This is a genomic window from Streptomyces qaidamensis, assembly GCF_001611795.1.
GTDB classification, from domain to species: domain Bacteria; phylum Actinomycetota; class Actinomycetes; order Streptomycetales; family Streptomycetaceae; genus Streptomyces; species Streptomyces qaidamensis.
In genome coordinates, this window is sequence record NZ_CP015098.1 from 2358278 (window position 1) to 2371835 (window position 13558).

Below are 13558 nucleotides of genomic sequence, written 5' to 3' on the forward strand. Positions count from 1 at the left end.
CCCCACAGGAGAAGACCCGTCCCACCCGCAGAAGGGTTTCTCTTGACCTCCGTACGCGTCCTCGCCGTCACCGCGGCGGCCTGCGCCACCGTGCTCGCCACCGCGCTGCCGTCCTCCGCCATCAACTCCTACAACGCCGCACCCGCCCCCGAACGCACCGAGGTCGGCGCGCTCGTGGCCACCTGGGACGACGACGGCGATCCCGCCACCCCCGACCGGGCCGACTGGGTCTGCTCCGGCACCATGATCGACCCGGACACCTTCCTGACCGCGGCGCACTGCACCACCGACTGGCCGGACAACGTGCGGTTCTACGTGTCCCTCGACCAGGACGTGCAGGCCGGGCTCGACGCGGCCGCGAAGAAGTACCCCGGCGACCCGGCCGCACAGGCCGCCGCCGTCGCCGTCCCGGGCACGGCCCACTCGCACCCGGACTACCCGGGGCCCGCCTCCGACACCCACGACATCGCGGTGGTCCAGCTGCCCGCCGCCGAGGTCAAGGCCCGCTGGAGCTTCACCCTGGCGACCCTGCCCACCGCAAACCAGCTCGGCAGGCTCGGACCGCAGGGCCTGAACGACACCGACTGGCTCGTCGCCGGGTACGGCACCCAGGAGGCCGTCAACGGCCCCGGCGGCCAGACCCACCCCGGCGGCGGGGTCCGCATGAAGGCACCCGTCACCTTCAACGCCCTCAACGACTCCTGGGCCCGGCTCGCGATGACCGCGCCCCAGGGCAACGGAGGCGCCTGCTACGGCGACTCGGGCGGCCCCAACTTCGCCACCATCGGCGGCAGAAGCATCCTTGCCGCCACCACCATCACGGGCGACACCCCCTGCTACGCGACCAACGTGACGTACCGCCTGGACACACCCGGCGCCCGCGCCTTCCTCTCGCCGTTCGTGAAGCTGCCGTGACCCGTGACGCCGTGAGCCGGTGATCCGTGACGGCGTCATCCATGACGCCGTCATCCGTGACGCCGTCATCCGTGACGCCGTCATCCGTGACGCCGAGATCCGCACCACCGGCCGCACGGCGGCGCGGCCGACGGCCCCGCCGCATCCCGCGACCAGCGGGAGCAGCGGGGCGCCGACCGCGCCGAACCGGCCAACCCGGCCGCCGGACAACAGAGTTGGCGCGCGAGCCCCCGCCGGGGCCGCGGCACGGCACCGGCCTCACCCCATACCCCGCCCACGTCACCGGCCGCCACCACCCGGCCTCCCCGGCCCCCTCAACTGCCCTGAGACCCGGGCAAGTTCCGGTTCGCCGCGACCGCTGAAGACCGCCGCCCCCCGGCCGGGATCACCGACCGCACCGGCCGTCACGCCCCCGCGGCACCACCCGGAAATCACCGATTCCAATTCCCGGCACTCCCCCGGGGCCGCCGCCCGCCCCTTTTCTCGACGTAACGCTCCGTAACGCGCACGCAATACAACGCCACAGATTCATCTCCGGCCGCGCCCACGGCCCGGGACCTTTCCGATCTCTTCCGGCCGCAGGCGGCGGGACCACCGCACGATCTCAGCCACGGCCAACCGGAAGTGCGGGTTCTCAGAATGCGGACCTCGGCGAAAATCCACCAAACCCGTCGAGAGGGCCCGCCGCCGAGACCGGGCATCCACCACGTCATAACAAGAAAGTCACAAGCCAGCCCACGCCGCTGCCCATGCCCTTACCCCGGGCTTAGAGTCACCGCCAGTCACCGCCTCCATCGGGAGTTCGGTACCAGCGCGGCACTCACCCCCCGACCAGGGCGGGGCCTGCCTGTGAAAGGACTGATTGTGCGACAGCGTTCCTTGGTGATTCTTACCTCCGTTCTCACGACCGGAGCTCTGACTCTCACCGCCTGCGGCTCCCGAGACGACAGCGGTGACAAGGGCGGAGACAACGGGAGCGGCACCACGCTGACCATCGGCGTCGACGCCCCCCTCTCCGGTGAGAACTCCACCACCGGCCTCGGCATCCAGTACGGCGCCCAGATAGCCATCGACGACGCCAACAAGAACAACTGGGTCCCGGGCGTGAAGTTCAAGCTCAAGGCCCTGGACGACAAGGCGCAGCCCGCCACCGGCCAGACCAACGCCACCAACATCGTCGGCGACAAGACCGCCGTCGGCGCGGTCGGCCCGCTGAACTCCGGCGTCGCCCAGACGATGCAGCAGGTGTTCGCCTCGGCCAACATGGTCCAGATCTCCCCCGCGAACACGGCCCCCGAGCTGACCCAGGGCAAGAACTGGCAGTCGGACAAGAAGCGCCCGTTCAAGACGTACTTCCGCACCGCCACCACCGACGAACTGCAGGGCAGCTTCGCGGCCGGCTACGCGTACAACGGCCTCAAGAAGAAGAAGGCCTTCGTCGTCGACGACAAGCAGACCTACGGCGCCGGTCTCGCGAAGATCTTCAACGAGCAGTACAAGAAGCTCGGCGGCAAGGTCGTCGGGACCGACCACGTCAACACCGGCGACAAGGACTTCGGCTCCCTCGTCACCAAGATCAAGAACTCCGGTGCCGACCTGCTGTACTACGGCGGCCAGTACGACGAGTCCGCGCTGATCACCAAGCAGCTCAAGGACGCCGGCGTCAAGATCCCGCTGTTCGGCGGTGACGGCATGTTCGCCACCACCTACATCGAGGCCGCCGGCAAGTCCTCCGAGGGCGACCTCGCCACCGCCATCGGCGTCCCCGCCGACACCCTGCCCGCCGCCAAGACGTTCATCCAGACGTACAAGGACAAGGGCTACAAGGGTGACTACGGCGCCTACGGTGCCTACGCCTACGACGCCACCACCGCCATCATCAAGGCCGTCAAGGCCGCGGCCGACGCCAACGGCGGCAAGGTGCCCACCGACATCAACGACCTGCGCTCCAAGGTCGTCGACGGTGTCCAGAAGGCCGACTTCGAAGGCCTCACCGGCAAGATCGCCTTCGACGAGTACGGCGACACCACCAACAAGCAGCTGACGGTGTACCAGGTCGAGAAGGGCGCCTGGAAGGCCGTCGAGACCGGCACCGCCGACCTGCAGTAGTACCAGCCCCCCAGCAAGCCTCACCCCGGGCCGCGCGGAAGGAGGACCCCGACCGCGCGGCCCGTTTTCACACCCCCACACAGCACGCGACCACGCACGCATCCAGTGCACACGACCACCAGCGACATGGAGGCCACGCGGTGAACACCCTGCCGCAGCAGCTGGCCAACGGGCTGCTTCTCGGCTCGATGTACGGGCTGATCGCCATCGGCTACACGATGGTGTACGGCATCGTCCAGCTCATCAACTTCGCGCATGGCGAGATCTTCATGACCGGGGCCTTCGGCGCCCTCACGGTCTACTTCTACATCCTCCCCGACGGCACCTCGATGGCCCTCGCCGTACCCCTCATGCTCCTCGGCGGAGCCATCGTCGCCATCCTCATAGCCGTCGGAGCGGAACGGTTCGCCTACCGACCACTGCGCGGAGCACCACGCCTGGCACCGCTCATCACCGCCATCGGCCTCTCCCTGGCCCTTCAGGAGGTCGTGCGCAACTTCTACCCCGGCGCCGACCGCGCCCGCGCCTTCCCCGGCCTCGACGCCACCCATGACATCGGCTCCGTCACCATCAAGGACGCCGACATCTTCCTCATCCTCGCCGCCGTCCTCTGCATGGCCGCCCTCGCCTTCTTCGTGCGCCGCAGCCGCACCGGCCGCGCCATGCAGGCCACCGCGCAGGACCCCGACACGGCGCAGCTGATGGGCATCGACACCAACCGCATCATCGTCATCGCCTTCGCCATCGGCGGCTTCTTCGCCGCCGTCGCCGCCGTCGCCTACGGACTCAAGTACGGCAACGTCGACTACCGCATGGGCTTCCTGATGGGCCTCAAGGCCTTCACCGCGGCCGTCCTCGGCGGCATCGGCAACATCTACGGCGCCATGCTCGGCGGCGTCGTCCTCGGCGTCGCCGAAACCCTCGCCTCCGCCTACATCGACGAGATCCCGGGCATGCAGCAGCTCGGCGGCCAGAGCTGGGCCAACGTCTGGGCCTTCTGCCTCCTCATCCTCGTGCTCCTCTTCAGGCCACAGGGCCTGCTCGGCGAGCGCGTCGCGGACAGGGCGTGATCACATGACCGAGACGACCAAGACCCCGACGCCGGGCGCCGCCCCCACCCCGACGCCCGCACTGCGCGGTCTCATCCCGCTGCCCACCGCGGCCGCCCGCGGCCTCCTGCTCGCCGGCGGCATCGCCACCGCCGCCTCCACGTTCCTCGCCTGGACCTGGACCGCCGAATTCCCCGGCAAGCTCACCATCAACGGCTACCCCGGCGGCCTGCAGTGGCTGACCTTCACCGCCGGCGTCCTCACCGCCCTGTTCGCCCTCGCCTCCTACGGCGTCCGCGGACTCGGCTGGCTGCTGCCCGCCCGCAACAACGCACCGCTCGCCCTCACCGCCCTCGGCGGCTTCGCCGTCACCTGGTTCACCGTCATCGCCATCAGCACCGAACTCGGCGGCGTCGTCAACCTCGAACCCGGCGGCTGGATCGCGGCCGTAGCCTCCCTGCTGCCCGTCATCGGCGCCTTCGCCCTCCCCCAGGAGCGCACCGGCACCGACGGCACCAAGGAAGCCATCAAGGCCTACCTCGCCAAGCCCGAGCGCATCCCCGCCCCCCAGGCCACCGCGCCCTGGATCCAGCGGGCCGTCATCACCGTGGTCACCATCATCGGCCTCGGCGTCTTCACCTACGGCATCGACACCGAGTACGGCGAACTCTTCGTCGGCTACCTCTTCGTCGTCACCTTCGCAGTCTGGGCCCTGCACACCGCAGGCCTCCTCGACCGCTTCTCCGCACTCGTCGCCGGCAACCGCAGCTTCACCCTCGCCATGGGCTTCGCCGCGGCCATCGCCTTCCCCTTCACCCAGACCGACGACCACTACGCCAACATCGGCGTCAACATCCTGATCTTCGGGACCGTCGCCCTCGGCCTCAACATCGTCGTCGGCCTCGCCGGACTCCTCGACCTCGGATACGTCGCCTTCCTCGGCGTCGGCGCCTACACCGCCGCCCTCGTCTCCGGCTCCGAGTTCTCCACCATCTCCGGCGTCCACCTGCCCTTCTGGGCCTCCGCCCTGGCCGGCGCCGCCGCCTCGCTGGTCTTCGGCGTCCTCATCGGCGCCCCGACCCTGCGCCTGCGCGGCGACTACCTGGCGATCGTGACGCTGGGCTTCGGTGAGATCTTCCGCATCGCCGTCAACAACATGGACGGCCAGTCCGGACCCGACGTCACCAACGGCCCCAACGGCATCCCCTCCATCCCCGACCTGAATCTCCTCGGATTCAACTTCGGCCAGTCGCACGACATCGGCGGCTTCACCCTCGGCCGGTTTGCCAACTACTACCTGCTGATGGTCCTCATCATGGCCATCGTCGTCCTGGTCTACACGCGTGCAGCGGACTCCCGCATCGGCCGCTCCTGGATCGCCATCCGCGAGGACGAAACCGCCGCCACCGCCATGGGCATCAACGGCTTCCGCGTCAAGCTCGTCGCCTTCGCCCTCGGCGCCGCCCTCGCCGGCCTCGCCGGCACCGTCAGCGCCCACGTCACTTACAGCGTCGTCCCCACGCCCTACCAGTTCGCCGGCTCCACCCCGCCCAACTCCGCGTTCCTCCTGGCCGCGGTCGTCCTCGGCGGCATGGGCACAGTCGCAGGACCCCTCCTCGGCGCAGCCCTGCTCTACCTCCTCCCCGAGAAGCTCGTCTTCCTCCAGGAGAAGTCGCTCCTCGCCTTCGGCGTCGCGCTCGTCCTCCTGATGCGCTTCCGCCCCGAAGGCATCATCGCCAACCGCCGGCGCCAGCTCGAATTCCACGAGACCGGCCAACTCGACGTACCCAAACAAACCACGCTGACCGACGAACCGGCCGTCACCAAGGCGGGGGCGTAACCACGATGACTACACAGCCCACACCTGTACTCGAAGCACGCGGCGTCACGATGCGCTTCGGCGGCCTCACCGCCGTACGCTCCGTCGACTTCACCGTCAACGCAGGCGAGATCGTCGGACTCATCGGCCCCAACGGCGCCGGCAAGACCACCTTCTTCAACTGCCTGACCGGCCTCTACGTCCCCACCGAGGGCACCGTCTCCTACAAGGGCACCGTCCTCCCGCCCAAGCCCCACCTGGTCACCCAGGCCGGCATCGCCCGCACCTTCCAGAACATCCGCCTGTTCGCCAACATGACGGTCCTGGAAAACGTGCTCGTCGGACGCCACACCCGGACCAAGGAAGGCCTCTGGTCCGCCCTCCTGCGCGGCCCCGGCTTCAAGAAGGCCGAACGCCACAGCGAAGAACGCGCCATGGAACTCCTCGAGTTCATCGGCCTCGCCCACAAGCGCGACCACCTCGCCCGCAACCTCCCCTACGGCGAACAGCGCAAGCTCGAAATCGCACGCGCCATGGCCTCCGAGCCCCGCCTGCTCCTCCTCGACGAGCCCACCGCCGGCATGAACCCCCAGGAGACGCGGGCCACCGAAGAACTCGTCTTCGCCATCCGCGACAAGGGCATGGCCGTCCTGCTCATCGAGCACGACATGCGCTTCGTCTTCAACCTCTCCGACCGCGTCGCCGTCCTCGTCCAGGGCGAGAAACTCGTCGAGGGCACCTCCGACGTCGTCCAGGCCGACGAGCGCGTCATCGCCGCGTACCTCGGAGAGCCGTTCGAAGGCGCCCCCGGCGAGGCCGAAGCCGCCGAGGTCGAGGCCGCCGAGGTCGAGGCCGCCGAAGCCGCCGCCGACGCGACCAGCACCACCAGCAGCACCAAGGGAGAAGCCAAGTGACCGCACTCCTCGAAGTCGAGGACCTCCGGGTCTCCTACGGCAAGATCGAAGCCGTCAAGGGCATCTCCTTCAGTGTCGACGCCGGCCAGGTCGTCACCCTCATCGGCACCAACGGCGCCGGCAAGACCACCACCCTGCGCACGCTGTCGGGCCTGCTGAAGCCGACGTCCGGGAAGATCCTCTTCGACGGCAAGCCCCTGAACGGGGTCCCCGCCCACAAGATCGTCTCCCTCGGCCTGGCCCACTCCCCCGAAGGCCGCCACATCTTCCCGCGCCTCACCATCGCGGAGAACCTCCAGCTCGGAGCGTTCCTCCGCAAGGACAAAGAAGGCATCGAGAAGGACATCCAGCGCGCCTACGACCTCTTCCCCATCCTCGGGGAACGCCGCAAGCAGGCCGCGGGAACCCTCTCGGGCGGCGAACAGCAGATGCTCGCCATGGGCCGCGCCCTCATGTCCCAGCCCAAGCTCCTCATGCTCGACGAGCCCTCCATGGGCCTCTCCCCGATCATGATGCAGAAGATCATGGCGACGATCTCGGAGCTGAAGTCCCAGGGCACGACGATCCTCCTCGTCGAACAGAACGCCCAGGCCGCGCTGTCCCTGGCGGACCAGGGACACGTCATGGAGGTCGGCAACATCGTCCTCTCCGGCACCGGGCAGGACCTGCTCCACGACGAATCGGTACGCAAGGCGTACCTGGGCGAGGACTGACGTCCCGGCCAGTACGCCGAGAGGCCCGCTCCCCTTCGGTCCAGAAGGGGAGCGGGCCTCTCGCGTCGGGCCTTCAGCCCTTGTTGGCCTTCTTCTCGTCGGCGTCCTGAATAACCGCCTCCGCAACCTGCTGCATCGACATCCGGCGATCCATCGACGTCTTCTGGATCCACCGGAAAGCCGCCGGCTCCGACAGCCCGTACTCCGTCTGCAGAATCGACTTCGCCCGGTCCACCAGCTTGCGCGTCTCCAGCCGGAGCGTGAGGTCGGCGACCTCCTTCTCCAGCTCCTTCAGCTCCGTGAACCGCGAAACGGCCATCTCGATCGCCGGCACGACGTCCGTCTTGCTGAACGGCTTCACGAGGTACGCCATGGCACCGGCATCCCGGGCCCGCTCCACGAGGTCCCGCTGCGAGAACGCGGTCAACATCAGCACCGGCGCGATGCTCTCTTCCGCGATCTTCTCAGCCGCCGAGATGCCGTCCAGCTTCGGCATCTTCACATCGAGAATGACGAGGTCGGGCCGGTGCTCACGGGCCAGCTCCACGGCCTGCTCACCGTCCCCGGCCTCACCGACGACGGTGTACCCCTCCTCCTCCAGCATCTCTTTGAGATCGAGCCGGATCAGCGCCTCGTCCTCGGCGATGACGACCCGCGTCGTCAACGGAGGCACGTGCGACTTGTCCTCTTCAGGCACGTCAACAGGCTGGGGCGACTCGGGGGCACTCACGTGGGCTCCTTGGTAGGGGCAGGCCGGTACTGCTCCCAAGAGCGTACCTAGCTGCGGTATGGTGGTCAGGCAGTGGGTCGAGGTCAACCTTGGATTCACCGGGCCCCGGTAGCCCAATTGGCAGCAGGCAATGGATTCAAAACCCATACAGTGTCGGTTCGAGTCCGACCCGGGGCACTTTTCCTTGGTTTCCAAGGTCACCACTTCGAAGCGGATGTCCACGTTCTCGTGAACATCCGCTTTTTGCTGCGTGTCGACGTGATCACGGTTCCACAGTGATCCCATGTACGACATCAGCACACGCAAGCGAGCACTCGCATTGGTGACCCAGGGCCGCAGCCTGAATTCGGTGAGCCGCGAGACAGGCATCTCACGGGCTGCGATCCGCAGCTGGCAGAACCGCCTGGAACCGTTGCCCCGCATGGTGCCGCCGGACCCCGGACCGCCCGCCGACGAGTGCAAGTACGCCTACCTGCTGGGCCTCTATCTCGGCGATGGCTGCATCAGTGGCCACCCTCGCGGCACCGGCTATTACCTGAGAATCGCGTGCGCGAACTCGTGGCCCGGTCTGATCGAGGCATGCGAGATTGCCGTGCGCGCCATCAACCCGACCGGGTGCGCCTCTCGCACCCAGGCACAGGGATACGTCTCGGTTGTCAGCTACAGCAGACACTGGCCGCGCCTCTTCCCTCAGCACGGACCCGGGAAGAAGCACGAACGCCACATCGCCCTGGAACCCTGGCAGCAAGCCATCGTCGACGCGCACCCCTGGGAGTTCATCCGTGGTCTCATCCATTCTGACGGCTGCCGGATCACCAACTGGACCACCCGGCTCGTCGGCGGTGAGCAGAAGCGCTACGAATATCCCCGGTACTTCCTCACCAACCTCTCCGCCGACATCATCCGCCTCTTCACCGCGGCGCTCGACCAGGTGGGCGTCGAATGGAAGATGGCAAACACGCGCAACATCTCCGTCGCCCGCAAAGCCTCCGTCGCCCTCATGGACGCCCACGTCGGCCCCAAGTACTGACCTGGCTACTCCGCGATGTGGTGGACCCGGACCATGTTCGTCGAGCCGGAGACGCCGGGCGGGGAGCCTGCCGTGATGACGACCATGTCGCCGTTCTCGCAGCGGCCGGAGCGCAGCAGTAGCTCGTCGACCTGGTCGACCATCGCGTCGGTCGAGTCGACGCAGGGACCGAGATACGTCTCCACGCCCCAGGTGAGGGCGAGTTGTGAGCGGGTCGCCTGGTCGGGGGTGAAGGCGAGGAGGGGGATCGGGGAGCGGTAGCGGGAGAGGCGGCGGGCGGTGTCGCCTGACTGGGTGAAGGCGACCAGGAATTTCGCGCCGAGGAAGTCGCCGATTTCCGCGGCAGCCCGGGCTACCGCTCCGCCCTGGGTTCGGGGTTTGTTGCGTTCGGTCAGGGGCGGGAGGCCCTTCGCCAGGATGTCCTCTTCCGCCGCTTCGACGATGCGGGCCATCGTGCGGACGGTGTCGATCGGGTGTTTGCCGACGCTGGTCTCGCCGGAGAGCATCACCGCGTCGGTGCCGTCGATGACGGCGTTGGCGACGTCGGATGCTTCGGCGCGGGTCGGGCGGGCGTTGTCGATCATCGAGTCGAGCATCTGGGTGGCGACGATGACCGGTTTGGCGTTGCGTTTGGCCAGTTTGATGGCGCGCTTTTGGACGATCGGCACCTGCTCCAGTGGCATTTCGACGCCGAGGTCTCCGCGAGCGACCATGATGCCGTCGAAAGCGTCGACGATGTCGTCGATGTTCTCGACGGCTTGGGGTTTTTCGACTTTGGCGATGACGGGGAGGCGGCGGCCTTCTTCGTCCATGATGCGGTGGACGTCCTGGATGTCGCGGCCGGTGCGGACGAAGGAGAGGGCGATGACGTCGAAGCCGGTGCGCAGGGCCCAGCGGAGGTCGTCTTCGTCCTTTTTGGAGAGGGCGGGTACGGAGACGGCGACGCCGGGGAGGTTGAGGCCTTTGTGGTCGGAGATCACGCCGCCTTCGAGGACGGTTGTGTGGACTCGGGGGCCGTCGACGCCGGTGACTTCGAGGCAGACCTTGCCGTCGTCGATGAGGATGCGTTCGCCGGTGGTGACGTCGTCGGCGAGGCCGGCGTAGGTGGTGCCGCAGATCTGGCCGTCGCCTTCGACGCCTTCTTCGACGGTGATGGTGAAGGTGTCGCCGCGTTCAAGGAGTACGGGGCCTTCGGTGAAGCGGCCGAGCCTGATTTTCGGGCCTTGGAGGTCGGCGAGGAGGCCGACGCTGCGGCCGGTCTCGTCTGCGGCTTTGCGGACCCGTTGGTAGCGCTCCTCGTGTTCGGCGTGGCTGCCGTGGCTGAGGTTGAAGCGGGCTACGTCCATTCCGGCGTCGACCAGGGCTTTGATCTGGTCGTACGAGTCGGTGGCGGGTCCTAGGGTGCAGACGATTTTGGCTCGGCGCATGGCACGAGCTTATGAGTTACCGACTGGTAGGGAATGGGGCGGGCATGGCCGCCCAACAGACTTTGCGTTAAGCGTTATTGACAAGTGTTGAATTGTGCGGCGGGGTGCTCCGATGAGCACCCGGAAGAAATTCGTGCATGTTTTCGGATATCCGCCCGGGGGCTTACAGCTGCGGCGGCACCATCGTGAAGCGGGCGTTGATCTGGGCGTGGACGCGCTGGCGCTGGGGTTCGAGATCGAGGGGGGCCGGGGTTTCCTCGGGGGCGCCGGCGTAGGCGGCTGAGCGCATGCGGCCGGGGGCCTGGGGGTAGGCCGGAGGGGTGCTCTCGGCGCCGATGTCGGCGAGTTCGACGAGGGCGGAGAGGGTGGTGCCGAGGGCGTCGGCGTACTCGCGGGCGCGTTGGACGGCTTCGTGTACGGCCTTCTTCCTGGCCTCGCGGTGGGCGGGTGAGTCGGGGCGCAGGGCCCACCAGGGGCCGTCGACGCGGGTGAGGTCGAGGTCGGCGAGGCGGGTGGTGAGTTCGCCGAGGGCGGTGAAGTCGGTGAGTTCGGCGGTGACGCGGACACTGCCGTGGTAGGTGCGGACGCGTTCACCGCGGCCGTGTTTGGTGAGTTCGGGTGTGATGGAGAAGGCGCCGGTCTCCAGGCGTTCGACGGCGTCGCCGTAGGACTTGACGAGGTCGAGGACGCCGGCGTTGCGGCGGGTGAGGTCGTCGAGGGCGGAGCGGCGGTCGCGGCCGCGGGCGGCGACGGTGATGCCGATGCGGGCGATTTCGGGGTCGACTTCGAGGCGGGCTTCGCCGCGGACGGCGATGCGGGGGGCCTCGGGTGTGCCGTAGGGGACGGCGGGCTGGGAGGCGTCTGCCGTGGGCGCGGTCATACGCCCCACTCTGTCACGTCTTGGCTGGCCAGAGGGGCGAGATGTGGGGACCGAGTCATCAGATCGCAACCTGGCGGGTCTGTTGCGGCCGGTCATGGACGGGTCAGAATCTACGCGCGTTATCTACGCGCGTCGTTCACAGATTCCGCGAGGAGCCAGACATGCCGTTGAACCGCCGGAAGTTCCTGGAGAAGTCCGCCGTGACCGGGGCGGGGGTGGCGCTGACCGGTGCGGTCTCGGCGCCGGGTGCGCAGGCGGCCGAGGCGAAGCGGAGCGCCAAGCGGTACGCGTTCACCGTCCTGGGGACGACGGACCTGCACGGCAACGTCTTCAACTGGGACTACTTCACGGACAAGGAGTTCGACGACAAGGACCACAACGACGTGGGCCTCGCGAAAGTCTCGACGCTCGTGAACCGGGTCCGTGCGGAGAAGGGCCGCCGCAACACGCTGCTGATCGACGCGGGCGACACCATCCAGGGCACGCAGCTGTCGTACTACTACGCCAAGGTCGATCCGATCACGGCCGAGGGCGGCCCGGTGCATCCGATGGCGCAGGCGATGAACGCCATGGGCTACGACGCGGCGGCGCTCGGCAACCACGAGTTCAACTACGGCATCCCGGTGCTGCGGAAGTTCGAGCAGCAGTGCCGTTTCCCGCTGCTGGGGGCGAACGCGCTGGACGCTAAGACGCTGCGGCCGGCGTTCGCGCCGTACAGCATGCACCGGCTGCGCACGCCGCACGGGCGGGACGTGAAGGTGGCGGTGCTGGGGCTGACCAACCCGGGCATCGCGATCTGGGACAAGGCGAACGTGCAGGGGAAGATGACGTTCCCGGGTCTTGAGGAGCAGGCGGCGAAGTGGGTGCCGAAGCTGCGGTCGATGGGTGCGGACGTGGTCATCGTGTCGGCGCACAGCGGCTCGTCGGGGACGTCGTCCTACGGTGACCAGCTGCCGTACATCGAGAACGCGGCGGGTCTGGTGGCCGAGCAGGTGCCGGGGATCGACGCGATCCTGGTCGGGCACGCGCACACGGAGATCCCGGAGTACTTCGTCACGAACAAGAAGACGGGGAAGCGGGTCGTGCTGTCGGAGCCGCTGAAGTGGGGTCAGCGGCTGACGCTGTTCGACTTCGAGCTGGTCTGGGAGAAGGGCTGCTGGAAGGTCGAGAAGGTCGGCGCGAAGGTCCTGAACTCCAACACGGTGGAGGAGGACCCGAAGATCACGAAGCTGCTCGGGGACGAGCACGAGAAGGTCGTGGCGTACGTCAACCAGGTCATCGGCACGAACGCGGCGGAAATGACGTCGGTCGAGGCACCGTACAAGGACGTGCCGATCATCGATCTGATCAACCACATCCAGGCGGACACGGTGAAGCAGGCGCTGGCGGGCACGGAGCACGCCGCACTGCCGGTGCTGTCGCAGGCGGCGTGCTTCTCGCGCAGTGCGCGGATCCCGGCCGGTGAGGTGACGATCCGGGACGTGGCGGGTCTGTACGTCTTCGAGAACACCCTGGAGGCGCGTCTGATGACGGGTGCGCAGATGAAGGCGTATCTGGAGTACTCGGCGAACTACTTCGTGCAGACCGCGCCGGGTGCCGCGGTGGATCCGGCGAAGCTGACGAACGCGAACGGCACGCCGGACTACAACTACGACGTGGTGAGCGGCCTGGCGTACGAGATCGACATCGCGAAGCCGGCCGGTTCGCGGGTGACGAACGTGCGGTTCGAGGGGCAGCCGCTCGCGGACGACGCGAAGTTCGTGTTCGCGGTGAACAACTACCGGGCCAACGGCGGCGGTAACTTCCCGCATGTCGCCGCGGCCCCGTTGCTGTGGTCGAACTCGGACGAGATCCGCAACACCATGATCGCCTGGGTGAAGGCGAAGGGGTCGATCGACCCGGCCGCCTTCGCGGCGGTGGACTGGAAGCTCACGCGGGAGGGCACGCCCGTCTTCTGAGGCAGGCGCTTCGG

At 67.9% G+C, this 13558-nt stretch carries 11 protein-coding genes and 1 tRNA gene; 9 read left to right on the forward strand and 3 right to left on the reverse strand.

Features of this window, described 5'->3' with window-relative positions:
* The first annotated feature begins 42 nt into the window (after positions 1 to 42).
* From A4E84_RS10345 to A4E84_RS10370, 6 genes are all read left to right on the forward strand, one after another.
* Positions 43 to 915 (forward strand): trypsin-like serine protease, encoded by an 873-nt coding sequence (locus A4E84_RS10345; RefSeq protein WP_062926270.1) that lies wholly within the window; start codon positions 43 to 45, stop codon positions 913 to 915.
* Positions 916 to 1794: 879 nt separating this feature from the next.
* Positions 1795 to 3024, forward strand: a complete 1230-nt coding sequence (locus A4E84_RS10350; RefSeq protein WP_062926271.1) for a branched-chain amino acid ABC transporter substrate-binding protein — start codon at positions 1795 to 1797, stop codon at positions 3022 to 3024.
* A 140-nt stretch (positions 3025 to 3164) separates the two neighbouring features.
* Complete coding sequence (locus A4E84_RS10355; RefSeq protein WP_062926272.1) at positions 3165 to 4094, forward strand: branched-chain amino acid ABC transporter permease; 930 nt, start codon at positions 3165 to 3167, stop codon at positions 4092 to 4094.
* Between the two features lie 4 nt (positions 4095 to 4098).
* The gene (locus A4E84_RS10360; protein WP_062926273.1) at positions 4099 to 5913 is read left to right on the forward strand and encodes a branched-chain amino acid ABC transporter permease; all 1815 of its coding nucleotides are present in this window, start codon (positions 4099 to 4101) and stop codon (positions 5911 to 5913) included.
* A gap of 5 nt (positions 5914 to 5918) precedes the next feature.
* Positions 5919 to 6806: an ABC transporter ATP-binding protein gene (locus tag A4E84_RS10365; RefSeq protein ID WP_062926274.1), complete on the forward strand. Its 888-nt coding sequence runs from the start codon at positions 5919 to 5921 to the stop codon at positions 6804 to 6806.
* Entirely contained in the window at positions 6803 to 7519 is a 717-nt protein-coding gene (locus A4E84_RS10370) for an ABC transporter ATP-binding protein (RefSeq protein ID WP_062926275.1), read from the forward strand. Before A4E84_RS10365 ends, A4E84_RS10370 begins: the two co-directional genes overlap by 4 nt.
* A 73-nt stretch (positions 7520 to 7592) precedes the next feature.
* Here the strand turns inward: A4E84_RS10370 and A4E84_RS10375 are convergent, their stop codons facing one another.
* Positions 7593 to 8249 (reverse strand): ANTAR domain-containing response regulator, encoded by a 657-nt coding sequence (locus tag A4E84_RS10375; RefSeq protein WP_062926276.1) that lies wholly within the window; start codon positions 8247 to 8249, stop codon positions 7593 to 7595.
* A gap of 102 nt (positions 8250 to 8351) precedes the next feature.
* Between A4E84_RS10375 and A4E84_RS10380 the strand changes: the two genes are divergently transcribed.
* Together A4E84_RS10380 and A4E84_RS10385 are read left to right on the forward strand one after the other, a co-directional pair.
* Positions 8352 to 8426, forward strand: a tRNA-Leu gene (locus A4E84_RS10380).
* A 106-nt stretch (positions 8427 to 8532) separates the two neighbouring features.
* Positions 8533 to 9279 carry a helix-turn-helix domain-containing protein gene (locus A4E84_RS10385; protein WP_062926277.1) on the forward strand — a complete coding sequence of 249 codons (747 nt, stop codon included), beginning with the start codon at positions 8533 to 8535 and terminating at the stop codon, positions 9277 to 9279.
* Between the two features lie 5 nt (positions 9280 to 9284).
* On the opposite strand, the gene pyk is transcribed toward A4E84_RS10385, so the two are convergent.
* On the reverse strand, positions 9285 to 10706 hold the full coding sequence (gene pyk, locus A4E84_RS10390; protein WP_062926278.1) for a pyruvate kinase: 1422 nt from the start codon (positions 10704 to 10706) through the stop codon (positions 9285 to 9287).
* A gap of 163 nt (positions 10707 to 10869) precedes the next feature.
* Positions 10870 to 11586 carry an SIMPL domain-containing protein gene (locus tag A4E84_RS10395; RefSeq protein WP_062926279.1) on the reverse strand — a complete coding sequence of 239 codons (717 nt, stop codon included), beginning with the start codon at positions 11584 to 11586 and terminating at the stop codon, positions 10870 to 10872.
* Positions 11587 to 11747: 161 nt separating this feature from the next.
* Here A4E84_RS10395 and A4E84_RS10400 point away from each other — a divergent pair, with 161 nt between their 5' ends.
* A complete protein-coding gene (locus tag A4E84_RS10400; protein WP_062926280.1) occupies positions 11748 to 13544 on the forward strand; it encodes a bifunctional metallophosphatase/5'-nucleotidase in 1797 nt (598 codons plus the stop codon).
* Positions 13545 to 13558: the final 14 nt, after the last annotated feature.

What these genes read in the sequence shown, in the direction of transcription:
- A4E84_RS10360 (WP_062926273.1), top strand. Translation starts at nt 4,099, where the DNA reads ATGACCGAGACGACCAAGACCCCGACGCCGGGCGCCGCCCCCACCCCG.
- A4E84_RS10365 (WP_062926274.1), top strand. Translation starts at nt 5,919, where the DNA reads ATGACTACACAGCCCACACCTGTACTCGAAGCACGCGGCGTCACGATG.
- A4E84_RS10385 (WP_062926277.1), top strand. Translation starts at nt 8,533, where the DNA reads ATGTACGACATCAGCACACGCAAGCGAGCACTCGCATTGGTGACCCAG.
- pyk (WP_062926278.1), bottom strand. Translation starts at nt 10,706, where the DNA reads ATGCGCCGAGCCAAAATCGTCTGCACCCTAGGACCCGCCACCGACTCG.
- A4E84_RS10395 (WP_062926279.1), bottom strand. Translation starts at nt 11,586, where the DNA reads ATGACCGCGCCCACGGCAGACGCCTCCCAGCCCGCCGTCCCCTACGGC.
- A4E84_RS10400 (WP_062926280.1), top strand. Translation starts at nt 11,748, where the DNA reads ATGCCGTTGAACCGCCGGAAGTTCCTGGAGAAGTCCGCCGTGACCGGG.